Source organism: Pseudomonas brassicacearum, from assembly GCF_003732265.1.
GTDB lineage: Bacteria > Pseudomonadota > Gammaproteobacteria > Pseudomonadales > Pseudomonadaceae > Aquipseudomonas > Aquipseudomonas brassicacearum_D.
Map to the genome: position 1 here is coordinate 685,965 of NZ_MOBK01000006.1, position 24,393 is coordinate 710,357.

The window sequence follows — 24,393 nt, forward strand, 5'->3', positions numbered from 1 at the left end:
CCCGGAATTCTTGTTATTGGAGGGTGGAGCAACCCGGATCCTTGTGGGAGCCAGCCTGCTGGCGATTCAGGCGCTGAGGTCTATCAGACACACCGCGTCGATTTCATCGCCAGCAGGCTGGCTCCCACAGGTCAGGCAGGACTTACTTCTTATCGCGAATCGAGAAATTCGCCATGTGTTCCAAGCCCTTGATCAGCGCCGAGTGGTCCCAGTTGCTGCCACCGATGGCCGCGCAGGTGCTGAACACTTGCTGGGTGTTGGCGGTGTTCGGCAGGTTGATGTTCAGCTCCTTGGCTCCTTGCAGGGCCAGGTTCAGGTCCTTCTGGTGCAGGCTGATGCGGAAGCCCGGATCGAAAGTGCCCTTGATCATGCGCTCGCCGTGTACTTCGAGGATCTTCGACGAAGCGAAACCACCCATCAGTGCTTCACGAACCTTGGCGGGATCGGCGCCGTTTTTCGAGGCGAACAGCAGGGCTTCGGCCACGGCCTGGATGTTCAGCGCGACGATGATCTGGTTCGCCACTTTCGCGGTTTGACCGTCGCCGTTACCACCGACCAGGGTGATGTTCTTGCCCATCGCCTGGAACAGCGGCAGTGCGCGTTCGAAGGCATCGGCATCGCCACCGACCATGATGCTCAGGCTTGCAGCTTTGGCGCCGACTTCACCGCCAGATACTGGCGCATCGAGGTATTGCGCGCCTTTTTCGTTGACCTTGGCCGCGAAGGCTTTGGTGGCGGTCGGCGAGATCGAGCTCATGTCGATGACGATTTTGCCTTTGCCCACACCGGCGGCAACGCCGTCGGCGCGGAACAGCACGTCGTCTACCTGTGGGGTGTCGGGCACCATGACGATGATGAATTCGGCTTCTTGCGCGACTTCTTTCGGGTTGGCCAGGGCGACGGCGCCGGCGGCAATCAGGTCAGCAGGTGCGGCGTCGTGGTGCGCCGACAGGAACAGGCTGTGACCGGCTTTCTGCAGGTTCAACGCCATTGGGTGGCCCATGATGCCTGTGCCGATAAATCCGATTTTAGCCATGAGAAAATCCTCTTGTTTTTGTCTTGCTCAAGCAAATGGGTGCATAGCTTTTTGTAGGAGTGAGCCTGCTCGCGATTCAGGCGCTGCGGTACATCAGGTGTACCAAGGTGATTTCATCGCGAGCAGGCTCACTCCTACAGGGGATCTGTGTCAGATCGCGTTGTGGGTTTTCAACCAGCCCAGGCCCGCTTCGGTCGTGGTCAGCGGCTTGTATTCACAGCCAACCCAACCCTGATAACCGATGCGGTCCAGGTGTTCGAACAGGAAGCGGTAGTTGATTTCACCGGTGCCCGGTTCGTTACGCCCTGGGTTGTCGGCCAGCTGCACGTGGTTGATCTCGACAAGGTGCGATTGCAGGGTGCGGGCCAGGTCGCCCTCCATGATTTGCATGTGGTAGATGTCGTATTGCAGGAACAGGTTGGCGCTGCCCACTTGTTCGCGGATCGACAGGGCCTGCGCCGTGTTGTTCAGGTAGAAGCCCGGGATGTCGCGGGTGTTGATCGCTTCCATCACCAGTTTGATACCCGCCGCTTGCAGCTTGTCGGCGGCGTACTTGAGGTTGGCGACGAAGGTTTTTTCCACGGTGGCATCGTCGACGCCTTGTGGACGAATACCGGCCAGGCAGTTGACCTGGGTGTTGCCCAGCACTTGCGCATAAGCGATCGCCAGATCGACACCGGCGCGAAATTCTTCGACACGGTCCGGCAGGCACGCGATACCGCGTTCGCCCTTGGCCCAGTCACCGGCCGGCAGGTTGAACAGCACCTGGGTCAGACCGTTGGCATCGAGCTTGGCCTTGATCTCGGCGGAGCTGAAGTCGTAAGGGAACAGGTACTCGACACCACTGAAGCCGGCCTTGGCGGCCGCTTCAAAACGGGCAAGAAAATCCTGCTCAGTAAACAGCATGGACAGGTTGGCTGCGAAACGCGGCATGGTGGTCTCCCGTAAATAGGTGAGGTCCCCTGTGGGAGCGATCAGCAGTTAATCAAGCAACGAAATCGCCGTCGGTGCGTCGTTGCCGACCAGCGCCAGGTCTTCGAATTCGTTGACGGCGTTGATCTCGGTGCCCATGGAAATGTTGGTCACGCGCTCCAGGATAATCTCGACGATCACCGGCACCTTGAACTCTTCGATCAGTTCCTGAGCCTTGCGCAGGGCAGGCTGGATCTGACCCGGTTCAAACACACGCAGTGCCTTGCAGCCGAGGCCTTCGGCGACCGCGACGTGATCGACACCGTAACCGTTGAGCTCCGGAGCGTTCAGGTTATCGAAGGACAGCTGCACGCAGTAGTCCATGTCGAAACCGCGCTGAGCCTGACGAATCAGCCCCAGGTACGAATTGTTTACCACAACGTGGATGTACGGCAGCTTGAACTGCGCGCCCACCGCCAATTCTTCGATCATGAACTGGAAATCATAGTCGCCCGACAGTGCCACGACCTTGCGCGTCGGATCTGCCTTGACCACACCCAGTGCCGCCGGAATGGTCCAGCCCAGCGGGCCGGCCTGGCCGCAGTTGATCCAGTGACGCGGCTTGTAGACGTGCAGGAACTGCGCACCGGCAATCTGCGACAGTCCGATGGTGCTGACGTAGCAGGTGTCTTTGCCGAACACCTGGTTCATCTCTTCGTACACGCGCTGCGGCTTGACCGGCACGTTGTCGAAGTGCGTCTTGCGCTGCAGGCTGGCTTTACGCTGCTGGCAGTCTTGCAACCAGGCGCTGCGGTTTTTCAGCTTGCCGGCGGCTTGCCATTCACGAGCGACTTCGATGAACACGGTCAACGCGGCAGCGGCGTCGGAGACGATGCCCAGGTCCGGGTTGAACACGCGGCCGATCTGGGTCGGTTCGATGTCGACGTGAATGAACTTGCGGCCTTCGGTGTAGACGTCGATCGAGCCGGTGTGGCGGTTGGCCCAACGGTTACCCACGCCCAACACCACGTCGGATTTGAGCATCGTCGCGTTGCCGTAGCGGTGCGAGGTTTGCAGGCCGACCATGCCGACCATCAACGGGTGATCGTCCGGAATGGTGCCCCAGCCCATCAGAGTCGGGATGACGGGGATGCCGGTCAGCTCGGCGAACTCGACCAGCAGGTCGCTGGCGTCGGCATTGATGATGCCGCCGCCGGCCACCAGCAATGGACGCTCAGCCTGATCGAGCATGGCCAGGGCCTTCTCGATTTGCACGCGGTTAGCGGTGGGCTTGGCCAGCGGCAGCGGTTGGTAAGCGTCGATGTCGAATTCGATTTCCGCCATCTGCACGTCGAACGGCAGGTCGATCAGCACCGGGCCTGGACGGCCGGAGCGCATTTCGTAGAAGGCTTTCTGGAACGCGTAAGGCACCTGGCCCGGTTCCATGACGGTGGTTGCCCACTTGGTCACTGGCTTGACGATGGCGGTGATGTCGACGGCCTGGAAGTCTTCCTTGTGCATACGGGCGCGGGGGGCCTGGCCGGTAATGCAGAGAATCGGGATCGAGTCGGCCGAGGCGCTGTAGAGCCCGGTGACCATGTCCGTACCGGCAGGGCCGGAAGTACCGATGCACACGCCGATGTTGCCGGCCTTGGTGCGGGTGTAACCCTCGGCCATGTGCGAGGCGCCTTCAACGTGGCGAGCGAGGACGTGATCGATGCCACCGACCTTCTGCAAGGCGGAGTACAGCGGGTTGATCGCGGCGCCCGGGATGCCAAAAGCGGTATCAACCCCTTCACGGCGCATCACCAGAACGGCGGCTTCGATTGCTCTCATTTTGCTCATGGTTTTGTGCCTCTTACGTTTTGTAATTGTATACAAGTGGCTTTGCGCAGAGTGTATTCACGGCGGACGGCGCAGGTCAATCCATTTTCTCAAGCGACCGTTTCATTCGTCGAAAGCCTCATCTAGTGTGGCTTTTCGTCGCATGTGGCGCTTTTCGAGAATTATTGTATACAAAAAAATAATTCATTGTGTTCTATTTGCTGCATCGGCCTGCGGCACAGCGGCGCAGCCCAACGCCTTTCCGAAAAACAAAATGAGGACGGCACCATGAGCGCTTTAACCTTGAAAGTTGCAGTCAACCTGATCAACCAGGCCATCTCTGCAGGGCGTGCAATCTCGGCAGCACCCTTGACCATCGCGGTACTGGACGCCGGCGGTCACCTGATCACCCTGCAACGCGAAGACGGCGCCAGCCTGCTACGCCCGCAGGTCGCCATCGGCAAAGCCTGGGGCGCAATCGCCCTGGGCAAAGGCTCACGCCTGCTGGCGCTGGACGCGCAACAGCGTCCGGCGTTTATCGCCGCCCTAAATAGCCTGGGGCAGGGCAGCGTGGTGCCGGCACCGGGCGGTGTGCTGATTCGGGATCAGGCCGGCAATGTGCTGGGAGCGGTGGGGATCAGCGGGGATTTATCGGATGTGGATGAGCAGTGCGCGATCACTGCGATCGAGGCGTTGGGGTTGACGGCGGATGCTGGGGTTACGGCTTGATTAGTGGGTGACTGATACACCGCTTTCGCGAGCAAGCTGGCTCCCACGGGGGATTATCTGAGTGGCAGAGATCAACTGTGGGAGCCAGCCTGCTGGCGATGGCGGTCTACCAGACACATCCAGCTAAATGTCTGGCCCGCCCTTGGGGAATATCAGGTCTAGCCTTCTTCATGAATTAATCATGCAAGGGGCAAAGGAATGCCTGATCTACCCGCCTCGAATCGCTTGCGCATCGGGCGCTATGCCGAAGCCAATCGAGTCTATCTGTTAACCGCCAACACACTTCACAGGACCCCGGTTTTCAAGGATTTCACCTTGGGCAGGCGGGTCGTCGATCAATTTCGAAATGCACAGGATCTTGGACTGGCGCATTCACTTGCCTGGGTTGTCATGCCCGATCACTTTCACTGGTTGATTGAGTTGCGGGAGGGGTCGATGGGCGGGCTGATGCAAAGGACCAAGTCGTTGAGTACGAAGGCAGTGAGTCTGTCCACCGGCCATAGAACCAGTCTTTGGCAGCGAGGTTTTCATGATCGAGCGCTGCGTCGAGAGGAAGATTTGGTAAAAGTTGCCCGGTATGTGGTGGCCAACCCATTGCGGGCCGGATTGGTCGAGCGGCTTGGCGACTATCCGCTATGGGATGCTGTCTGGGTTTGATCAAAAACCGGGTCGTCCCCATCGCCAGCAGGCTGGCTCCCAAAGTGGATCTTCAGTGATCACTAAATTTTCATTCAACACCAAACCCTGTGGGAGCCAGCCTGCTGGCGAAGGGCGCACCACGGTCTACCGATCCGGCTCACACCCCTTCAACACCAACCGAATGATCGTCTGCGCAGCCGCCTCATAATCCGCCTCATCCAGCTTGGCCTTCCCGGTAATCGCGGTGATCTGCCAGTCAAAGTCGGCATAGGTCTGGGTCGCGGCCCAGATGCTGAACATCAGGTGGTTGGGGTCGATGGCGGCGATCTGGCCGCGGTCGATCCAGGTCTGGATGCAGTCGATGTTGTGCTTGGCCTGGCTGTTGAGTTGTTCGACCAGGTCGGCGCTCAGGTGCGGAGCGCCGTGCATGATTTCACTGGCGAACACCTTGGAAGCGAACGGCAGGTCGCGGGAGATGCGGATTTTCGAGCGGATGTAGCCGCTCAACACTTCGCTGGGTTCACCTTCAGGGTTGAACGGGGTCGAGGCCTGCAGAATCGGCTCGATGATACTTTCCAGGACCTCGCGGTAGAGGTTTTCCTTGGATTTGAAGTAGTAGTAGACGTTGGGCTTGGGCAATCCCGCCTTGGCTGCGATGTCACTGGTTTTGGTCGCAGCGAAGCCCTTGTCGGCAAATTCTTCACTGGCGGCACGCAGGATCAGTTCTTTGTTGCGCTCGCGGATAGTGCTCATAAACCAGGGGGTTCCTTGCCTGTTCTGGCGGTTGCGCATGGTATCACCGGGCTCGCGCGGCGCTCAAGAATGCCCCGTGTGGCCCTCGGCCGCGTTATGCTGCGCGGCATTCATTCAAGAAGGAAACCTGATTCATGGCAGGAAGCAGTTTGCTGGTGCTGATCGATGACATCGCCGCGGTACTCGACGATGTGGCATTGATGACCAAAATGGCCGCCAAGAAGACCGCCGGCGTGCTCGGCGACGATCTGGCGCTCAATGCCCAGCAGGTCAGCGGCGTGCGGGCCGAGCGGGAAATTCCGGTGGTCTGGGCCGTGGCCAAGGGCTCGTTTCGCAACAAATTGATCCTGGTGCCGTCGGCCTTGGCCATCAGCGCGTTCATTCCGTGGCTGGTCACGCCGTTGTTGATGGTCGGCGGCGCTTACCTGTGTTTCGAAGGTTTCGAGAAACTCGCGCACAAATTCCTGCACAGCAAGGCTGAAGACCAGGCCGAACATGCGGAACTGGTCGAGGCTGTCGCCGATCCGGCGGTCGATCTGGTGGCGTTCGAACAGGACAAGATCAAAGGCGCGGTACGCACCGACTTCATCCTGTCGGCAGAAATCATCGCCATCACCCTCGGCACCGTGGCAGATGCCTCGCTGACCCAGCAAGTGATCGTGCTCTCGGGCATTGCCATCGTCATGACCATCGGTGTGTATGGCCTGGTGGCGGGCATCGTCAAACTCGACGACCTCGGTTTGTGGCTGACCCAAAAGCCTGGGCAGATGGCTAAAAGCATCGGCGGCGGCATTTTGCGCGCCGCGCCTTACATGATGAAAAGCCTGTCGGTGATCGGTACGGCGGCGATGTTCCTGGTCGGTGGCGGGATCCTCACCCACGGCGTGCCGGTGGTTCATCACTGGATCGAAAGCGTCAGCGCCGGCGCGGGCGGTGCCGGGTTTATCGTGCCGACGTTGCTGAACGCGGTGGCGGGGATTGTCGCAGGTGCGGTGGTGTTGGCGGGCGTGATGGTTGCCAGCAAGATCTGGAAAGCGCTGAAAGGCTAAAGCCAAACGCTGTCCAAATGTGGGAGCGGGCTTGCTCGCGAAAGCGGTAAAACAGTCGACATCAATGTTGAATGTAATGGCCTCTTCGCGAGCAAGCCCGCTCCCACATTTGAACTTCGACATTCATGAAAAAGGCCATTCGACTCGCATCGAATGGCCTTTTTTGTTGCCGCCGGATTTACTCGGCGATCTGCAACTTGCGCGCTTCGGTGTACACGAAGCGCACTTTCTCGTACTCGAATGGCGAGTTCAGCTGGCCATAACGGAAGTTGGTCTGGTTGCGTTTGTCGATGCCGCGCAGGATCCAGACTTCCGGATGGTTGGAGCTGACTTCCGCGACGTTCAGGTAGTTGATCGCCGACTCGACGGTGAAGTCGACCGCCAGGCCGCCGGTGTCGCGGATGTTCGATGGCCCGAGGATCGGCAGGACGAAGTAGGCGCCGCCGGGTACACCGTAGAAGCCCAGGGTCTGACCGAAGTCTTCGCTCTGGCGCGGCAGGCCCATGGCGGTGGCCGGGTCCCACAGGCCGGCGATGCCGATGGTGGTGTTGAGCAGAAGGCGCGCTGAGGTTTCCATCGAACGCTTGCCCTTGAGCTGCAGCAGGCTGTTCACCAGGTTAGGCACGTCGCCGAGGTTGTTGAAGAAGTTGCTCACGCCGGTACGCAGGAAGCTTGGCGTGACGTAGCGATAGCCGTCGACCACGGGGAGGAACACCCATTGGTCGAAGCGGTAGTTGAAGTGGTACACCCGACGGTTCCACTCTTCCAGCGGGTCGTAGACGGCCAGTGCGTTGAGCGTCGAGCGTTCGAACTCGCGCTGGTCCAGCCCCGGGTTGAACTTGAGTTTGCTCAGCGGTTCCTTGAAGCCGTCGTTGTCGATCACGACAGGTGCGTTGGCCTTGCTGTTGTCGGCATTGGCGACGCCTGCACAGAGTAACGCAGCGATTAGCAGGAGATATTTAGCCACGGAAGAACTCCAGCATGGCGTCGCTGTTGACGCGGTAGTTAAGGTTGCCGCAATGGCCGCCGAGTGGATAAACGGTCAAGCGATCGCCGAAGGTCTTGCGCAGGAAACCGAGGTCGCCAGGGCCCAGGATCACGTCGTCGGCGTTGTGCATCACAGCGATTTTCGGGCTGTCGTGCAGGTAGTCCTTGAGTGCATAAAGACTGACCTGGTCGATCAGTTGCAGCAGGCTGCCGCCGTCGGTGCGGGCGCGCCACATCGGGATGACCTGTTCAGTGATGTAGCAGTCGAAGTCGCACTGCAGCGCACGCTTGAGGAACGGCGTGAGGCTGGTGCCTTCGGTGATCGGGAATTTCGGTGGGGTGATCAGGCCGCGACGGTTGATCAGGTCCGAGGTGAAGGCAATGTCGGCCGCCGAGAAGCGGAACGAGGTGCCGATCAGCATGGCCATCTGTTCGTTGGTCAGGTGCTGCTTGGACTGCTGGAAGTCGTAGAGCAGGGCATCGTTGAGGTCGATGTAGCCTTTCTGCTGGAAGTAACGGGTCAGTTTGTTCAACACCAGCTCATAAAACGTGGTGCTGCTGGTGATGCCCTTGACTTCGGTCTGGACCAGCTTGTCCAGGTTGGTGATCGAGGTGTACAGGTTGACCGGCGGGTTCAGCAGCAGGACTTTCTTGAAGTTGAAGCTGCGGCGGGTTTCGTCCAGGTGCGCGACGAAGGCAGCGTCCAGTGCGCCGAGGCTGTAGCCGGTCAGGTAGTAGTCGGTGACCGGCACTTTCGGGTTTTGTGCCCGCACGGCCTGCATCACCCGGTACATGTCTTCGGCGTCTTCCTTGGTAATGCCCGGTGTGGCGAAGCGTGAAGCGGCGCTGATGAAGTCGAAACTGGTCGGCGACGACAGTTGCACCACGTGGTAGCCGGCCTGGTAGTAGAGCTTTTTCAGGTACTCGTTGAGGCTGCTGTCATAGCGTGCGCCGGTGCCGGCAATCAGGAAGATCAGCGGCGCGGCTTTGTCTTGTGTGGCGATGCGGTAGGTGAGCTTCTTCACTGCCCAGAAGTTGTCTGGCAGTTCGAATGCACGCTCCGGGCGCAGCGTGATGCTGCGGTCGTCCTGATTGATGTCCTCGTCCAGCGGCAACTTCGGACGCAGGTCCGGAGGTGTCGTGGCGATAGTCGCCTCGAACGGGTTGGTCAAGGGGTAGCCATAACTGGCGGCGTCGATATCGCCCGCCAGTGCGGACGCACTCAATATAAGGCCGCCAAAGAGGGCGGCGAAGCGCAAGGAGCGGAGCATGACTAAATCCCTTAGAAGAAGGTGCCAAATGAAGTTCGCAGGCTATGACCATCGGTGTTGCGCCAAAGTGCCACGCATCGGCACCAAAGAGGCTTATTTCCGGGTAATAGTAGCTGGACGATACACTTTGCAGCGATTTGCTGACCAGTTTTCTGTTGCCCGCGTTTGCATCCCGCTGGCGGGGGATTAAGCTGGCCGCCGTTTTCGCTTATTGGAGTGTTTCATGTCCCGCCGTCTGCCCGTGGTTTTGCTGCTCGTTTTGCTGCCTTTATGGCTGGCCGCCAGTTACGGCGCACGTTATGGCTTCATGGAGGATGCGCAGTGGGTCGGCATCTGCGCGGACGAGGCGAACCGTTGGGAATGTGGGGTTCGCTCGAACCTGGGCCTGATGATTCACTTCGCCGTGTTGGGTTGGGCGGCGATAGCAGCGGCGGTGCTCGGCTTCGTCCTGCCGGGCCGGGCAGGGTGGTGGCTGGCGGTGCTGGCGCTGGTGTTCGGGTTTCCGGCGTTGGCGTTATACAACACGACTTTGGCGGTTTTTGCGGTGGTGATTGCGGGGCTTCGGTTGGTCCGGGCGTCTCGTAGCGCCTGATAAATCGCCTTCGCGAGCAAGCCCGCTCCCACATTTAACCGCATTCCCCTGAAAGAGCTCGTTCGAATGTGGGAGCGGGCTTGCTCGCGAAGAGGCCGGCAAGGTCGCTGAAGATTTAAGCCTTGCGAACCCGCAAACTGCGCCACAACGCAGCAACCATCAATACACTCACCAGCGCCCAGCCCCAGGCCTGCTGGTTCTGCAACCCTTCACGGAACAGCTGCGGCGCAATGCCTGCACCAATAATGAACGTCAGCAACGCAATCTCCCGACGCGGCACGCTCACCGGACGGCACAGGTAAACCAGCGCTGGCAGGATAAACGCCACGCTCGGAAAGCTGCGATAACGCGGATCGAACACCAGCTCCAACATCATCACCGCCGCGGCAAACCCCGCCGTCGCGAGCAACCAGCCCGCCCGACGTTCCAGCACATTAAATGCCCGCTCACGCCAACCGGTGCGAGCGCTCAGCGTCAGTGCGGCGTGGGCCAGCACCAGAAGGTTCAACGCCGTCAGCAGCGCCAGCCACAACCATTCGCTGGCAAACCGGGTGGTGACGCGAGCCAGATCACCCCACGCGCCAATCGAGCACGCCGCCAATGCACCGAGCAGTGGCAGCACCAGCGCTGCGCGAGTACTGCGAACGCGGCCGCCGAGCATCAGCGTCACGAAAAAGATCACGCCGCCCACGGCCAGCCATTGCGACCAGTACGGCACGTTCGACACCGGTCCTGCCAGCACGCCCTTGTCCTGGCGATCCGCGTCAAACAGCCCCCAGTAACCACCGACAGCACCTTCGCTGGCACGCTTCCACGGCTGGTCGAACGCTTCGATCAGGTTGTAGTGCCAGCCTTGTTGCTCGGCCATGATCACAAAAGAACGAATGAACTTGGCTTCATTGACCCGGCTCGGCAGGGCGGTTTCACGTTGACGGCCTTCGCTCGGCCAGCCGGTTTCGCCAATCATCACGTCCTTGGGCGCGAATTTGTTGCCGAACACCTGGCGCACTTCCGCCACATGTTGCAGGGCCGCGTCGATGTTCGAGGGATCATCTTCCCAGTACGGCAGCAAATGGATGGTCAGGAAATCCACGGCCGGGGCGATTTCCGGGTGCTTGAGCCAGAACTCCCAGACGTCGGCGTAAGTGACAGGCTGTTTGACCTGGCTTTTGACCTTGTTAATAAGCTTGGCCAGTTGCGCGCCGGTGACCTCTTTACGCAGCAAGGTCTCGTTGCCGACGATGACCGCGGTCACCACGTCGGCGTTGGCATTCGCCGAGGCGATCAGCAGGTCGACTTCTTTTTCGGTATCAACCGGGTTGCTGTTGACCCAGGCACCGATCATCAGCTTCAAACCATGCTTGCGCGCCAGATCAGGCAGCGCTTCCAGGCCGGTCATGGAATAGGTACGAATGCATTCGAAGCTTTTGGCCAGCAACGCCAGATCGGCGTCCATGCGCTCCGGGCGCAACTTGAACGGCTGATCGAACGGCGATTGGTCCTTGTCGAACGGGGTGTAGGAGGCACATTGCAGCTTGTGCGTCGCGCTGGCCACATCCGGCAGGATCACCGGTTTGCCGAGGCCATACCAGAAGCCGCCGAAGGCAAAGACACCAAGCAGACAGGCGAATAGATAAGCAAAAAAAGGAAAACGTGATGTCGCGGGCATGGTCAGGACGTCTGGGAGCAAAGCCGCGCATGTTACCTGCATTTGCCCCAGGTCAGGAGGCCTGCATAATTTTGACATGCAAAGTTCGGGCGGACTGGCCGGGGCGTCCCCGTTGCTCAAGATTAATGGCGTTCTGATGTCGTTTCTCGATGCCTTGAGGTCGCTGACAGAGCAGGTCTCGGTTGTCGTCAGGTTGATGATCGACGCATCAGTGCACCCATAGATAAATCACGCTGATGGTCGGACGAGTTTGCGGTGGGCGTGATGGGGGCGCTGTGCACCATAACAATACGTTGACGCGACTCGGCATCCGTCGAGCGCAGCACTTTCGGGGAAGTAACGATGAAGATGCGACGACTTTTAGGCGCAGGTGCCGCACTGGTGCTTGCGATTGGCTCCACCATGGCCAGCGCCGAGAGCAAGACCCTGAGCATCGGTTACGTTGACGGTTGGTCCGACAGCGTCGCGACCACGCACGTAGCGGCCGAAGTGATCAAACAGAAACTCGGTTATGACGTGAAGCTGCAAGCCGTCGCCACCGGGATCATGTGGCAAGGCGTGGCCACCGGCAAACTCGACGCCATGCTGTCGGCCTGGCTGCCGGTGACGCACGGTGACTACTGGGCCAAGAACAAGGATCAGGTCGTCGATTACGGTCCGAACTTCAAAGATGCAAAAATCGGTTTGATCGTGCCTGAGTACGTAAAAGCCAAGACCATCGACGATCTGAAAACCGACGACAGCTTCAAAAAACGCATCGTCGGCATCGACGCCGGTTCAGGCGTGATGCTCAAGACCGAACAGGCCATCAAGGACTACGACCTGACCGGGTACCAACTCAAAGCCAGTTCCGGCGCCGGCATGATTGCCGAGCTGACCCGTGCCGAGAAGAAAAACGAATCCATTGCCGTGACCGGTTGGGTGCCGCACTGGATGTTCGCGAAGTGGAAACTGCGCTTCCTGGACGATCCGAAAGGCGTTTATGGCGCTGCTGAAACCGTAAACAGCATCGGCAGCAAAGAACTCGCCACCAAAGCACCGGAAGTAGCCAAGTTCCTGAAGAACTTCCAGTGGGCCTCGAAAGACGAAATCGGCGAAGTCATGCTGGCGATCCAGGATGGCGCCAAGCCGGAAGCCGCGGCGAAAGATTGGGTAGCCAAACACCCGGAACGCGTTGCCGAGTGGACCAAATAATTTGAGCTGACGTGTCTGGTCAGCACCTCTGAAGGCCGCTTGGCATAACCGCCAAGCGGCCTTTTGCTTTTCTCTGTGGGAGTGTCTGCTGGAAAATGGCGATTCTGTCATGTCGTTCTAATACTAAGGTCGTCTGGAACCTGTTCCGCAGCCGCATAGAGTGGATAACGTTCCAACTTTAATCTGTGCTGCGAGGATAAAAACAATGAACGACAGCATTTACCTCTCGATTCAAAACAGCCCGCGTTTCAAGGAGCTGGTTAGCAAGCGAGAAAAGTTCGCCTGGATTCTTTCGGCGATCATGCTTGGGCTTTACTCCGGATTCATCCTTTTGATTGCTTACGGGCCGCATGTGCTGGGGGCGAAAATCAGCCCTGAGTCTTCGATTACCTGGGGGATACCGATTGGTGTCGGGCTGATTCTCTCGGCCTTTATCCTGACTGCAATCTACGTACGACGCGCCAATGGCGAATTCGACGACCTGAACAATGCGATTCTCAAGGAGGCTCAGCAATGATCCGGCGTCTGATGGCTCTATTGAGCATTGCGGCTTTTGCGCCGGGTGCGTGGGCGGCTGAAGCCCTGACGGGTGAAGTGCATAAACAACCGCTCAACGTTTCCGCGATCCTGATGTTCGTGGCGTTTGTCGGTTTGACCCTGTGCATCACTTACTGGGCTTCCAAGCGCAACAACTCCGCAGCCGACTACTACGCGGCGGGCGGCAAGATCACCGGTTTCCAGAACGGTCTGGCGATTGCCGGTGACTATATGTCCGCGGCGTCCTTCCTGGGTATTTCCGCCCTGGTGTTCACCTCCGGCTACGATGGGCTGATCTACTCGATCGGCTTCCTGGTGGGCTGGCCGATCATTCTGTTCCTGATCGCCGAGCGCCTGCGTAACCTGGGCAAATACACTTTTGCCGACGTGGCGTCCTACCGCCTCGGGCAAACCCAGATCCGCACGCTGTCCGCGTGTGGTTCGCTGGTGGTGGTGGCGTTCTACCTGATCGCGCAAATGGTCGGCGCCGGTAAGCTGATCCAGCTGCTGTTCGGCCTCGACTACTACGTTGCGGTGATCCTGGTCGGTATCCTGATGTGCATGTACGTGTTGTTCGGCGGCATGCTGGCGACCACCTGGGTGCAGATCATCAAGGCTGTGCTGTTGCTGTCCGGTGCCTCGTTCATGGCGCTGATGGTGATGAAGCACGTCAACTTCGACTTCAACATGCTGTTCTCCGAGGCGATCAAGGTTCACCCTAAAGGTGAAGCGATCATGAGCCCCGGCGGCTTGGTGAAAGACCCGATCTCGGCGTTCTCCTTAGGGCTTGCGCTGATGTTCGGTACCGCTGGCCTGCCGCACATTCTGATGCGCTTCTTCACCGTGAGTGACGCAAAAGAAGCTCGCAAGAGCGTGCTGTACGCAACCGGCTTCATTGGTTACTTCTACATCCTGACCTTCATCATCGGCTTCGGCGCGATCCTGCTGGTCAGCACCAACCCGGCCTTCAAAGATGCGGCGGGCGCGCTGTTGGGCGGCAACAACATGGCGGCGGTGCACCTGGCCAACGCGGTGGGCGGCAGTATTTTCCTGGGCTTCATCTCGGCGGTCGCGTTTGCAACCATCCTGGCGGTAGTGGCTGGCCTGACTCTGGCAGGTGCTACGGCGGTGTCTCACGACCTGTACGCCAGCGTGATCAAGAAGGGCAAGGCGAACGACAAGGATGAAATCCGCGTCTCGAAGATCACCACCATCGCCCTGGGCGTGTTGGCGATTGGCCTGGGTATTCTGTTCGAAAGCCAGAACATCGCGTTCATGGTGGGCCTGGCGTTCTCCATCGCGGCGAGCTGTAACTTCCCGGTGCTGCTGCTTTCCATGTACTGGAAGAAGCTGACCACACGCGGTGCGATGATCGGCGGCTGGCTGGGTCTGGTGAGCGCTGTTGGCTTGATGGTGCTTGGGCCAACCATCTGGGTGCAGATCCTGCATCACGAGAAGGCGATCTTCCCGTATGAATATCCGGCGTTGTTCTCGATGGCGATTGCCTTTGTCGGTATCTGGTTCTTCTCGATCACTGACAAGTCGACCGCGGCTGATAACGAGCGCGCGCTGTTCTTCCCTCAGTTTGTGCGTTCGCAAACAGGGTTGGGGTCGAGTGGGGCGGTTTCGCACTAAGGCTTCAGGTTTGGTTATGTAAGTTGCGTTAAACAGAAATGCCCCGGTCGAGAGATCGGGGCATTTTTGTTTGAGTAGTGCTTTGGGGGTTGTGTTGGCCGGTCTGCCGCCTTCGCGAGCAAGCCCGCTCCCACAGTGGATTCATGGTGTTCACAATGGGTGTGTTCACTGGAGCTCAATGTGGGAGCGAGCCGGCTCGCGAAGGCGATAGTGCTGGCACCGCACTACTTGAAGAAGGCGGGAAGGGCGCCCAAACAAAAACGGCCTCTATATAAATAGAGGCCGTTTCCGGTGCAACTTAAGACGTTATCGCAAGACAGGTCTTATTTGCGGTCTTCCAGCTTGGTGATGTCACGCGACTCGTAGCCGGTGTACAGCTGGCGCGGACGGCCAATCTTGTACGGGCTGGAGAGCATTTCTTTCCAGTGGGAGATCCAGCCCACGGTCCGCGCCAGGGCGAAGATCACGGTGAACATGCTGGTTGGAATGCCGATCGCCTTGAGGATGATCCCCGAGTAGAAGTCGACGTTCGGGTACAGCGAGCGTTCGATGAAGTACGGGTCGGTCAGGGCGATCTCTTCCAGGCGCATGGCCAGTTCGAGTTGCTTGTCGTTCTTGATGCCCAGTTCCTTCAACACTTCGTCGCAGGTCTGCTTCATGACGGTAGCGCGTGGGTCGCGGTTTTTGTAAACCCGGTGACCGAAGCCCATCAGTTTGAACGGATCGTTCTTGTCCTTGGCCTTGGCGATGTACTTGTCGATGTTCGAGACATCGCCAATTTCATCGAGCATGGTCAGAACGGCTTCGTTCGCACCGCCGTGGGCAGGGCCCCACAGTGCAGCGATGCCGGCGGCGATACAGGCGAACGGGTTGGCACCCGAGGAGCCGGCCAGACGAACGGTAGAGGTCGATGCGTTTTGCTCGTGGTCGGCATGGAGGATGAAGATCCGGTCCATGGCCTTGGCGAGCACCGGGCTGATCGGTTTGATCTCGCACGGGGTGTTGAACATCATGTGCAGGAAGTTTTCCGCGTACGTCAGGTCGTTGCGCGGGTACATCATGGGTTGGCCCATGGAGTACTTGTAAACCATCGCTGCCAAGGTCGGCATCTTGGCAACCAGGCGGATCGCGGAGATTTCGCGATGCTGCGGGTTATTGATGTCGAGGGAGTCGTGGTAGAAGGCCGAGAGGGCGCCGACTACACCGCACATGACGGCCATCGGGTGGGCGTCGCGACGGAAGCCGTTGAAGAAGGTCTTCAGCTGCTCGTGAACCATGGTGTGGTTCTTCACGGTGCTGACGAACTGGGCCTTCTGTTCTGCGGTCGGCAATTCGCCGTTGAGCAGCAGGTAGCAGGTTTCCAGGTAGTCCGACTTTTCAGCCAGCTGTTCGATCGGGTAGCCGCGGTGCAACAGAATGCCGTTGTCACCGTCGATATAGGTGATCTTCGACTCGCAGGAAGCTGTCGACATGAAACCAGGGTCAAAGGTGAAACGGCCCGTGGCCGTCAGGCCCCGAACATCGATAACATCGGGACCAACGGTGCCGGTTAAAATGGGCAGCTCGACGGGGGCTGCGCCCTCGATGATCAACTGCGCTTTTTTGTCAGCCATGTGGCCTCCTATTTATGCTTGAAATCATCAGACAGACCCCCCACGCAGGGCCCGCACCACTATAGTGAGATAAATTCGAATGTCAATTTGCCTAAAGTCTTGCTCCAGAAGGCTTTAACCGGACTTTTTCCTCGAAATTGACTGCCATTTACGCCTTTTATCCAACTTGTGCAATCAGCTATTAGGGGAAGGTGAACGCGTTGTCATTAGTAGCCTAACTGTCTATACTCGGCCTCCGACCGCCAGGGGCTTTTGGGCCTGCTTTATTGGGGGTCGCACTCCCTGGGTGGTGGGTACCTGACCAGTGCACTCCCCAACAACTTTGCCCTGATTGTTAGGGGCTCTTCAGTGTGAAAAAAAGCCGTGAATAGCCAACGACCTGTAAACCTAGACCTAAGGACCATCAAACTCCCAGTCACTGCTTACACGTCCATTCTTCACCGAATCTCCGGTGTCATCCTCTTTGTCAGCCTGGCCATCATGCTTTATGCATTGGACAAGTCGCTGAGCTCCGAGGAAGGCTTCGGTCAGGTGAAAGCGTGTCTGACCAGTCCGCTAGCCAAGCTAGTGATTTGGGGAATCCTGTCCGCCTTGCTGTATCACCTGGTAGCCGGTGTGCGCCATTTGATCATGGACATGGGCATCGGCGAGTCGCTTGAAGGCGGCAAACTGGGCTCGAAAATCGTTATCGCCGTTTCCGTGGTGGTAATCGTTCTGGCAGGAGTTTGGATATGGTAACTAACGTCACGAACCTGTCGCGTTCGGGCCTCTATGACTGGATGGCACAACGCGTGTCTGCGGTCGTTCTCGCGGCTTACTTCATTTTCCTGATCGGATACGTCGTTGCCCATCCTGGCATCGGCTACGCCCAATGGCATGAACTGTTCGCAAGCAACTGGATGCGTATTTTCAGTCTCCTGGCTCTCGTTGCCCTCGGCGCTCACGCCTGGGTCGGCATGTGGACCATCGCGACCGACTACCTGACGCCAATGGCGTTCGGCAAGTCTGCGACTGCAATACGTTTCCTCTTCCAGGCAGTATGCGGCGTCGCGATGTTCGCCTACTTCGTCTGGGGTGTGCAGATTCTTTGGGGTATCTGATTCATGTCTACTACAGTTAATACGCTTTCGTTCGACGCCATCATCATTGGCGGCGGCGGTGCTGGCATGCGCGCTGCGCTGCAGCTGGCACAAGGTGGTCACAAGACCGCCGTAGTTACCAAGGTTTTCCCGACTCGTTCGCACACTGTATCCGCCCAGGGTGGCATCACCTGCGCCATCGCTTCGGCAGATCCGAACGATGACTGGCGCTGGCACATGTACGATACCGTCAAGGGTTCCGACTACATCGGTGACCAGGACGCTATCGAATACATGTGTTCCGTAGGCCCGGAAGCGGTTTTCGAGCTCGAGCACATGGGCTTGCCGTTCTCCCGTACCGAACAGGGTCGCATCTACCAGCGTCCGTTCGGCGGTCAGTCGAAAGACTTCGGTAAAGGTGGCCAGGCTGCCCGTACGTGCGCCGCTGCCGACCGTACCGGTCACGCGCTGCTGCACACCCTGTACCAGGCCAACCTGAAGGCCGGCACCGTATTCCTCAACGAATACTACGGCGTCGACCTGGTGAAGAACGAAGACGGCGCCTTTGTCGGCATGATCGTCATCTGCATCGAAACCGGCGAAACCTCCTACGTCCGCGCTAACGCCACCGTTCTGGCGACTGGCGGTGCAGGCCGTATCTACTCGTCCACCACCAATGCCCTGATCAACACCGGTGACGGCGTCGGCATGGCTCTGCGTGCTGGCGTACCGGTACAAGACATCGAAATGTGGCAGTTCCACCCGACCGGCATCGCCGGCGCCGGTGTACTGGTTACTGAAGGCTGCCGCGGTGAAGGCGGTTACCTGATCAACAAGCACGGCGAGCGTTTCATGGAACGTTATGCTCCGAACGCGAAAGACCTTGCTGGTCGTGACGTAGTTGCCCGTTCGATGGTTAAAGAAATCATCGCCGGCAACGGTTGCGGTCCGGATGGCGACCACGTAATGCTGAAACTCGATCACCTCGGTGAAGAAGTTCTGCACAGCCGTCTGCCAGGCATCATGGAACTGTCCAAGACCTTCGCCCACGTCGATCCAGCCGTGGCGCCGATCCCGGTCGTTCCAACCTGCCACTATATGATGGGCGGCGTTGCCACCAACATTCATGGCCAGGCAATCACCCAAGACGCTGACGGCAAGGACCAGATCATTCCTGGCCTGTTCGCTGTAGGCGAAGTGGCGTGCGTATCGGTTCACGGTGCCAACCGTCTGGGCGGCAACTCGCTGCTCGACCTGGTGGTATTCGGCCGTGCCGCCGGCCTGTTCCTGGAACAGACCCTGAAAGAAGGCGTCGACTACGCTCGCCCTCGCCAGTCCGACATCGACGCAGCCCTGGCTCGTCTCGATGGCCTGAACTCGCGTACCGAAGGTGAAGACGTCGCTACCCTGCGTAAAGAGCTGCAAAGCTGCATGCAGAACTACTTCGGTGTGTTCCGTACCGGCGAATACATGCAGAAGGGTATCGCCCAGCTCGCTGACCTGCGTGGCCGTATCGCCAACGTCAAGATCAACGACAAGAGCCAGGCGTTCAACACCGCTCGTATCGAAGCGCTGGAACTGCAGAACCTGCTGGAAGTGGCCGAAGCCACTGCCATCGCTGCAGAGATCCGCAAAGAGTCCCGCGGCGCTCACGCCCGTGAAGACTACGAAGACCGCGACGACGAAAACTGGCTGTGCCACACCCTGTACTTCCCGGGTGACAAGCGCGTAACCAAGCGTGCTGTGAACTTCTCGCCGAAGACTGTTCCGACTTTTGAACCTAAGATTCGGACTTATTAAGGGTGGCCGCCATGTTGCAAGTCAGTGTTTATCGCTACAACCCTGATCAGGACGCCGCGCCGTTCATGCAGGAATTCCAGGTCGATACCGGTGGTAAAGACCTGATGGTGCTGGACGTGCTGGCCCTGATCAAAGAGCAGGACGAAGGTTTCTCCTATCGTCGCTCTTGCCGTGAAGGTGTTTGCGGTTCCGACGGCATGAACATCAACGGCAAAAACGGTCTGGCCTGCGTCACGCCGCTGTCTTCTGTCGTAAAAGGTAACAAGCTGATCGTTCGTCCGCTGCCAGGTTTGCCGGTTATCCGTGACCTGGTCGTCGATATGAGCATCTTCTACAAGCAATACGAGAAGGTTAAGCCATACCTGCAGAACGACACGCCGGCTCCGGCCATCGAACGTCTGCAGACCCCTGAAGAGCGTGAAAAGCTTGACGGTCTGTACGAGTGCATCCTGTGCGCTTGCTGCTCGACTTCTTGCCCGTCCTTCTGGTGGAACCCGGACAAGTTCCTGGGTCCAGCTGCTCTGCTGCAAGCGTATCGCTTCCTGGCAGACAGCCGCGACACCAAGACTGCCGAGCGTCTGGCTTCGCTGGATGACCCGTTCAGCGTATTCCGCTGCCGCGGGATCATGAACTGCGTCAACGTCTGTCCGAAAGGCCTGAACCCGACTAAGGCCATCGGTCACGTACGTAACATGCTGCTGCAAAGCGGCGTGTGATTCAGCTGCTGTAACTGCAAGACCGTTGTACCGAAGATGCTACGGCGCAGGCTTCAACCGGCGCCGTAGTCTTAACCTGAGCAGCAGCCCATAAAGCTGCGGCTCTTATTTTGAAGAAATGAGACAAGCAGGGGCATCCGGGCTGGTACCCGGACTATCAGCGTGATCCTAAGTGGCTTGTTTTGGTCGCTGCATTCGGACTTCTGCAAGTTTGCTCGGTGTCGACGCCGGTGGTGTTCCCCTAACCGAGGGTGACCAAGCATGCAAGAAAGCGTGATGCAGCGCATGTGGAACAGCGCCTACCTATCCGGTAGTAACGCTGCCTATGTGGAAGAGCTCTACGAGCTCTACCTGCACGACCCTAACGCTGTGCCAGAAGAGTGGCGCACCTACTTCCAGAAGTTGCCGGCTGACGGCAACACTGCCACCGATGTTTCGCACTCCACAATTCGCGATCATTTCGTCTTGCTGGCAAAGAACCAGCGCCGCGCACAACCGGTTTCCGCCGGCAGCGTGAGCAGTGAGCACGAGAAGAAGCAAGTTGAAGTGCTGCGATTGATCCAGGCCTACCGTATGCGTGGCCACCAGGCAGCCCAGCTTGATCCGCTGGGGCTGTGGCAGCGTCCTGCACCTGCAGACCTGTCAATCAATCATTACGGCTTGACCAATGCCGATCTTGATACGACCTACCGTGCCGGCGACCTGTTCATCGGCAAAGAGGAGGCGAGCCTACGCGAAATTCACGAAGCGTTGCAGCAGACATATTGCCGCACCATCGGCGCTGAATTTACGCATATCACCGATTCCGAGCAGCGCCAGTGGTTCCAGCAGCGTCTGGAAAGCGTACGCGGCCGTCCGACTTACTCCGCCGACATCAAGAGCCACCTGCTCGAGCGCGTCACCGCCGGCGAAGGTCTGGAAAAATACCTGGGCACCAAATACCCGGGTACCAAGCGTTTCGGTCTGGAAGGCGGCGAGAGCCTGATTCCGATGCTCGACGAACTGATCCAGCGTTCCGGTTCCTACGGCACCAAGGAAATCGTCATCGGCATGGCCCACCGCGGTCGTCTGAACGTATTGGTCAACACCTTCGGCAAGAACCCGCGCGAGCTGTTCGACGAGTTTGAAGGCAAGAAGAAGGTCGAGCTGGGTTCCGGTGACGTTAAATACCACCAGGGCTTCTCGTCCAACGTGATGACCACCGGCGGTGAAGTTCACCTGGCCATGGCGTTCAACCCGTCCCACCTGGAAATCGTTTCCCCGGTGGTCGAAGGTTCGGTTCGCGCCCGTCAGGATCGTCGTAACGACCCTACCGGTGAGAAGGTTCTGCCGATCTCCATCCACGGTGACGCGGCATTCGCAGGTCAAGGCGTGGTCATGGAAACCTTCCAGATGTCGCAGACCCGCGGTTTCAAGACCGGCGGTACTGTTCACATCGTGATCAACAACCAGGTCGGTTTCACCATCAGCAACCCGCTGGACTCGCGCTCCACCGAGTACGCGACCGACGTTGCGAAAATGATCCAGGCGCCGATCCTCCATGTGAATGGTGATGATCCGGAAGCCGTGTTGTTCGTGACCCAGCTGGCCATCGACTACCGCATGCAGTTCAAGCGTGACGTGGTGATCGACCTGGTCTGCTACCGTCGTCGTGGCCACAACGAGGCCGACGAGCCAAGCGGCACCCAGCCGATCATGTATCAGCAGATCACCAAACAGCGCACCACCCGTGAGCTGTATGCCGATCGTCTGACTCAGGGCGGCGTGCTGGACGCAGAGCGTGTTCAGGCGAAAGTCGACGAATACCGCAATGCGCTGGACAACGGTCTGCATGTTGTAAAAAGCCTGGTCAAAGAGCCGAACAAAGAGTTGTTCGTGGACTGGCGTCCGTATCTGGGCCACGCCTGGACCGCACGTCACGACACTCGCTTCGATCTGAAGACCTTGCAGGAACTGTCCGCCAAGCTGCTGGAAATTCCGGAAGGCTTCGTGGTTCAGCGCCAGGTCGCGAAAATCTACGAAGACCGTCAGAAAATGCAAGCCGGCGGCCTGCCGATCAACTGGGGTTACGCCGAAACCATGGCGTACGCGACCCTGGCGTTCGAAGGTCACCCGATTCGCATGACGGGTCAGGACATCGGTCGCGGTACGTTCTCGCACCGTCACGCTGTCTTGCACAACCAGAAAGACGCGGGCACCTACGTCCCGCTGCAAAACCTGTACAAGGGCCAGCCACGTTTCGACCTGTACGATTCGTTCCTGTCCGAAGAAGCCGTGCTGGCGTTCGAATACGGTTACTCGACCACCACGCCTGAGGCGCTGGTGATCTGGGAAGCCCAGTTCGGCGACTTCGCCAACGGTGCCCAGGTGGTTATCGACCAGTTCATCACCAGTGGCGAGCACAAGTGGGGCCGTCTCTGCGGTCTGACCATGCTGCTGCCGCACGGTTATGAAGGTCAGGGTCCGGAGCACTCGTCGGCTCGTCTGGAGCGTTACCTGCAACTGTGCGCCGAGCACAACATTCAGGTAGCCGTACCGACCACGCCGGCTCAGATCTACCACTTGCTGCGCCGTCAGGTGATTCGCCCGCTGCGCAAGCCATTGATCGTTCTGACTCCGAAGTCGCTGCTGCGTCACAAACTGGCTATTTCGACCCTGGAAGATCTGGCCGAAGGTTCGTTCCAGACCGTGATCCCGGAAATCGATGCCCAAGACCCGACCAAGGTCGAGCGCATTGTTCTGTGTAGCGGCAAGGTCTACTACGACCTGCTGGAAAAACGCCGTGCCGAAGGTCGTGACGACATCGCCGTCGTGCGTATCGAGCAGCTGTACCCATTCCCTGAGGACGACTTGAAAGAAGTCCTGGCTCCTTACACCAACGCCAAACATGCCGTCTGGTGTCAGGAAGAGCCGATGAACCAGGGTGCCTGGTACTGCAGCCAACACCACTTGCGTCGTAGCATCAGCAATCTCAACAAGTCTCTCGTACTCGAGTACGCGGGCCGTGAGGCTTCTGCTGCACCTGCTTGTGGTTATGCATCGATGCACGCTGAGCAGCAGGAAAAACTGCTGCAAGACGCCTTTACTGTTTAACGCCTTCGCGCACCTGAAACCGAATTTAAGGACCCACAGATAATGGCTATCGAAATCAAAGCCCCCACTTTCCCGGAATCGGTTGCCGATGGCACCGTTGCCACCTGGCACAAAAAACCAGGCGACGCTGTAAAGCGTGATGACCTGATCGTCGACATCGAAACCGACAAGGTTGTGCTGGAAGTGTTGGCGACTGCTGACGGCGTACTGGGCGCTATCGTCAAGAACGAAGGCGACACCGTTCTGTCCGACGAAGTCCTGGGCTCCATCGAAGCGGGCGGCGCTGCTGCTGCCCCGGCTGCCGCTGCTGCTCCGGTCGCTGCACAAGCTGCTGCTCCAGCCGCTGAAGGCGAAGACGATCCTGTTGCTGCACCGGCTGCTCGCAAGCTGGCTGAAGAAAACGGCATCAACATCGCTTCCGTTGCCGGTACTGGCAAAGGCGGTCGTGTGACCAAGGAAGACGTGGTTGCAGCGGTTGCTGCCAAGAAAGCCGCTCCGGCTGCCGCGCCTGCCAAGGCTGCTACTCCTGCTGCCGCTGCTCCTGTGTTCGCCGCTGGTGACCGCATCGAGAAGCGCGTTCCGATGACCCGCGTTCGCGCTACCGTGGCCAAGCGTCTGGTAGAAGCTCAGTCGAACATGGCGATGCTGACCACTTTCAACGAAGTCGACATGACCGAAGTCATGGCCCTGCGTTCGAAGTACAAGGACCTGTTCGAGAAGTCCCACAACGGCGTACGCCTGGGCTTCATGTCGTTCTTCGTGAAAGCGGCCACCGAAGCACTGAAACGCTTCCCGGCTGTCAACGCGTCGATCGACGGTGCTGACATCGTTTACCACGGCTACGCCGACGTTGGTGTTGCTGTTTCCAGCGACCGTGGCCTGGTTGTACCGGTTCTGCGTAACGCCGAACTGATGAGCCTGGCTGAAATCGAAGGCGGCATCGCTACCTTCGGCAAAAAAGCCCGTGACGGCAAACTGTCGATGGACGAAATGACCGGCGGCACGTTCACCATCACCAACGGTGGTACCTTCGGTTCGATGATGTCGACCCCGATCGTCAACCCGCCGCAAGCGGCTATCCTGGGCATGCACAACATTCTGCAGCGCCCGATGGCGATCAACGGTCAGGTGGTTATCCGTCCGATGATGTACCTGGCTCTGTCCTACGATCACCGTCTGATCGATGGCAAAGAAGCTGTGACCTTCCTGGTTACCATCAAGAACCTGCTGGAAGACCCGGCTCGTTTGTTGCTGGATATCTGATA

The 24,393-nt window shown here is 58.7% G+C and carries 21 protein-coding genes; 13 read left to right on the forward strand and 8 right to left on the reverse strand.

The window, feature by feature from the left end:
* Positions 1-142: 142 nt before the first annotated feature.
* The 3 genes from BK660_RS15985 to gcl all read right to left on the reverse strand — a co-directional run bounded on the left by BK660_RS15985 (position 143) and on the right by gcl (position 3,793).
* Positions 143-1,036: a 2-hydroxy-3-oxopropionate reductase gene (locus BK660_RS15985; protein ID WP_123434074.1), complete on the reverse strand. Its 894-nt coding sequence runs from the start codon at positions 1,034-1,036 to the stop codon at positions 143-145.
* 150 nt (positions 1,037-1,186) lie between these two features.
* Positions 1,187-1,969, reverse strand: a complete 783-nt coding sequence (hyi, locus tag BK660_RS15995) for a hydroxypyruvate isomerase (protein WP_123434076.1) — start codon at positions 1,967-1,969, stop codon at positions 1,187-1,189.
* 48 nt (positions 1,970-2,017) lie between these two features.
* Entirely contained in the window at positions 2,018-3,793 is a 1,776-nt protein-coding gene (gene gcl / locus BK660_RS16000; protein ID WP_123434077.1) for a glyoxylate carboligase, read from the reverse strand.
* Between the two features lie 267 nt (positions 3,794-4,060).
* Here gcl and BK660_RS16005 point away from each other — a divergent pair, with 267 nt between their 5' ends.
* The gene (locus tag BK660_RS16005; protein ID WP_123434078.1) at positions 4,061-4,501 is read left to right on the forward strand and encodes a GlcG/HbpS family heme-binding protein; all 441 of its coding nucleotides are present in this window, start codon (positions 4,061-4,063) and stop codon (positions 4,499-4,501) included.
* 198 nt (positions 4,502-4,699) lie between these two features.
* The gene (locus tag BK660_RS16010) at positions 4,700-5,158 is read left to right on the forward strand and encodes an REP-associated tyrosine transposase (RefSeq protein WP_123434079.1); all 459 of its coding nucleotides are present in this window, start codon (positions 4,700-4,702) and stop codon (positions 5,156-5,158) included.
* Positions 5,159-5,284: 126 nt separating this feature from the next.
* Here BK660_RS16010 and BK660_RS16015 read toward each other — a convergent pair whose 3' ends face one another.
* The gene (locus BK660_RS16015) at positions 5,285-5,893 is read right to left on the reverse strand and encodes a TetR/AcrR family transcriptional regulator (protein ID WP_123434080.1); all 609 of its coding nucleotides are present in this window, start codon (positions 5,891-5,893) and stop codon (positions 5,285-5,287) included.
* A 134-nt stretch (positions 5,894-6,027) separates the two neighbouring features.
* On the opposite strand from BK660_RS16015, the gene BK660_RS16020 reads away from it, so the two are divergent.
* A complete protein-coding gene (locus BK660_RS16020) occupies positions 6,028-6,942 on the forward strand; it encodes a DUF808 domain-containing protein (RefSeq protein WP_123434081.1) in 915 nt (304 codons plus the stop codon).
* Between the two features lie 178 nt (positions 6,943-7,120).
* On the opposite strand, the gene BK660_RS16025 is transcribed toward BK660_RS16020, so the two are convergent.
* Together BK660_RS16025 and BK660_RS16030 are read right to left on the reverse strand one after the other, a co-directional pair.
* On the reverse strand, positions 7,121-7,909 hold the full coding sequence (locus BK660_RS16025) for an MlaA family lipoprotein (protein ID WP_123434082.1): 789 nt from the start codon (positions 7,907-7,909) through the stop codon (positions 7,121-7,123).
* Positions 7,902-9,200, reverse strand: a complete 1,299-nt coding sequence (locus BK660_RS16030; RefSeq protein ID WP_123434083.1) for a serine/threonine protein kinase — start codon at positions 9,198-9,200, stop codon at positions 7,902-7,904. The genes BK660_RS16025 and BK660_RS16030 overlap by 8 nt, the downstream gene beginning before the upstream one ends.
* Positions 9,201-9,423: 223 nt before the next feature.
* On the opposite strand from BK660_RS16030, the gene BK660_RS16040 reads away from it, so the two are divergent.
* Positions 9,424-9,792: a hypothetical protein gene (locus BK660_RS16040; protein ID WP_123434085.1), complete on the forward strand. Its 369-nt coding sequence runs from the start codon at positions 9,424-9,426 to the stop codon at positions 9,790-9,792.
* Positions 9,793-9,907: 115 nt separating this feature from the next.
* Here the strand turns inward: BK660_RS16040 and BK660_RS16050 are convergent, their stop codons facing one another.
* On the reverse strand, positions 9,908-11,503 hold the full coding sequence (locus BK660_RS16050; protein ID WP_123434087.1) for a glycoside hydrolase family 17 protein: 1,596 nt from the start codon (positions 11,501-11,503) through the stop codon (positions 9,908-9,910).
* Between the two features lie 300 nt (positions 11,504-11,803).
* Between BK660_RS16050 and BK660_RS16060 the strand changes: the two genes are divergently transcribed.
* From BK660_RS16060 to BK660_RS16070, 3 genes are all read left to right on the forward strand, one after another.
* Positions 11,804-12,655 (forward strand): glycine betaine ABC transporter substrate-binding protein, encoded by an 852-nt coding sequence (locus BK660_RS16060; RefSeq protein ID WP_123434088.1) that lies wholly within the window; start codon positions 11,804-11,806, stop codon positions 12,653-12,655.
* A 205-nt stretch (positions 12,656-12,860) separates the two neighbouring features.
* Positions 12,861-13,172 carry a DUF485 domain-containing protein gene (locus BK660_RS16065; protein WP_123434089.1) on the forward strand — a complete coding sequence of 104 codons (312 nt, stop codon included), beginning with the start codon at positions 12,861-12,863 and terminating at the stop codon, positions 13,170-13,172.
* A complete protein-coding gene (locus BK660_RS16070; RefSeq protein ID WP_027922412.1) occupies positions 13,169-14,827 on the forward strand; it encodes a cation acetate symporter in 1,659 nt (552 codons plus the stop codon). The genes BK660_RS16065 and BK660_RS16070 overlap by 4 nt, the downstream gene beginning before the upstream one ends.
* 323 nt (positions 14,828-15,150) lie before the next feature.
* Here the strand turns inward: BK660_RS16070 and gltA are convergent, their stop codons facing one another.
* A complete protein-coding gene (gene gltA / locus BK660_RS16075; protein ID WP_007945132.1) occupies positions 15,151-16,440 on the reverse strand; it encodes a citrate synthase in 1,290 nt (429 codons plus the stop codon).
* Between the two features lie 363 nt (positions 16,441-16,803).
* Here gltA and sdhC point away from each other — a divergent pair, with 363 nt between their 5' ends.
* The 6 genes from sdhC to odhB all read left to right on the forward strand — a co-directional run bounded on the left by sdhC (position 16,804) and on the right by odhB (position 24,391).
* Positions 16,804-17,178, forward strand: coding sequence for a succinate dehydrogenase, cytochrome b556 subunit (gene sdhC / locus BK660_RS16080; RefSeq protein WP_027922413.1), 375 nt, complete (start codon positions 16,804-16,806; stop codon positions 17,176-17,178).
* The gene (gene sdhD, locus BK660_RS16085) at positions 17,172-17,540 is read left to right on the forward strand and encodes a succinate dehydrogenase, hydrophobic membrane anchor protein (protein ID WP_027922414.1); all 369 of its coding nucleotides are present in this window, start codon (positions 17,172-17,174) and stop codon (positions 17,538-17,540) included. Before sdhC ends, sdhD begins: the two co-directional genes overlap by 7 nt.
* 3 nt (positions 17,541-17,543) lie before the next feature.
* Positions 17,544-19,319, forward strand: a complete 1,776-nt coding sequence (sdhA, locus tag BK660_RS16090) for a succinate dehydrogenase flavoprotein subunit (protein WP_027922415.1) — start codon at positions 17,544-17,546, stop codon at positions 19,317-19,319.
* Between the two features lie 11 nt (positions 19,320-19,330).
* The gene (locus tag BK660_RS16095; protein ID WP_010456852.1) at positions 19,331-20,035 is read left to right on the forward strand and encodes a succinate dehydrogenase iron-sulfur subunit; all 705 of its coding nucleotides are present in this window, start codon (positions 19,331-19,333) and stop codon (positions 20,033-20,035) included.
* A gap of 261 nt (positions 20,036-20,296) precedes the next feature.
* Positions 20,297-23,128: a 2-oxoglutarate dehydrogenase E1 component gene (locus BK660_RS16100; protein WP_123434090.1), complete on the forward strand. Its 2,832-nt coding sequence runs from the start codon at positions 20,297-20,299 to the stop codon at positions 23,126-23,128.
* Between the two features lie 42 nt (positions 23,129-23,170).
* Positions 23,171-24,391, forward strand: coding sequence for a 2-oxoglutarate dehydrogenase complex dihydrolipoyllysine-residue succinyltransferase (odhB, locus tag BK660_RS16105; protein WP_123434091.1), 1,221 nt, complete (start codon positions 23,171-23,173; stop codon positions 24,389-24,391).
* Positions 24,392-24,393: the final 2 nt, after the last annotated feature.

Coding starts and splice junctions, on each gene's coding strand:
- BK660_RS15985 (WP_123434074.1), bottom strand. CDS start 1,036: ATGGCTAAAATCGGATTTATCGGCACAGGCATCATGGGCCACCCAATG.
- hyi (WP_123434076.1), bottom strand. CDS start 1,969: ATGCCGCGTTTCGCAGCCAACCTGTCCATGCTGTTTACTGAGCAGGAT.
- gcl (WP_123434077.1), bottom strand. CDS start 3,793: ATGAGCAAAATGAGAGCAATCGAAGCCGCCGTTCTGGTGATGCGCCGT.
- BK660_RS16005 (WP_123434078.1), top strand. CDS start 4,061: ATGAGCGCTTTAACCTTGAAAGTTGCAGTCAACCTGATCAACCAGGCC.
- BK660_RS16010 (WP_123434079.1), top strand. CDS start 4,700: ATGCCTGATCTACCCGCCTCGAATCGCTTGCGCATCGGGCGCTATGCC.
- BK660_RS16015 (WP_123434080.1), bottom strand. CDS start 5,893: ATGAGCACTATCCGCGAGCGCAACAAAGAACTGATCCTGCGTGCCGCC.
- BK660_RS16020 (WP_123434081.1), top strand. CDS start 6,028: ATGGCAGGAAGCAGTTTGCTGGTGCTGATCGATGACATCGCCGCGGTA.
- BK660_RS16030 (WP_123434083.1), bottom strand. CDS start 9,200: ATGCTCCGCTCCTTGCGCTTCGCCGCCCTCTTTGGCGGCCTTATATTG.
- BK660_RS16040 (WP_123434085.1), top strand. CDS start 9,424: ATGTCCCGCCGTCTGCCCGTGGTTTTGCTGCTCGTTTTGCTGCCTTTA.
- BK660_RS16050 (WP_123434087.1), bottom strand. CDS start 11,503: ATGCAGGTAACATGCGCGGCTTTGCTCCCAGACGTCCTGACCATGCCC.
- BK660_RS16060 (WP_123434088.1), top strand. CDS start 11,804: ATGAAGATGCGACGACTTTTAGGCGCAGGTGCCGCACTGGTGCTTGCG.
- BK660_RS16065 (WP_123434089.1), top strand. CDS start 12,861: ATGAACGACAGCATTTACCTCTCGATTCAAAACAGCCCGCGTTTCAAG.
- BK660_RS16070 (WP_027922412.1), top strand. CDS start 13,169: ATGATCCGGCGTCTGATGGCTCTATTGAGCATTGCGGCTTTTGCGCCG.
- gltA (WP_007945132.1), bottom strand. CDS start 16,440: ATGGCTGACAAAAAAGCGCAGTTGATCATCGAGGGCGCAGCCCCCGTC.
- sdhD (WP_027922414.1), top strand. CDS start 17,172: ATGGTAACTAACGTCACGAACCTGTCGCGTTCGGGCCTCTATGACTGG.
- sdhA (WP_027922415.1), top strand. CDS start 17,544: ATGTCTACTACAGTTAATACGCTTTCGTTCGACGCCATCATCATTGGC.
- BK660_RS16095 (WP_010456852.1), top strand. CDS start 19,331: ATGTTGCAAGTCAGTGTTTATCGCTACAACCCTGATCAGGACGCCGCG.
- BK660_RS16100 (WP_123434090.1), top strand. CDS start 20,297: ATGCAAGAAAGCGTGATGCAGCGCATGTGGAACAGCGCCTACCTATCC.
- odhB (WP_123434091.1), top strand. CDS start 23,171: ATGGCTATCGAAATCAAAGCCCCCACTTTCCCGGAATCGGTTGCCGAT.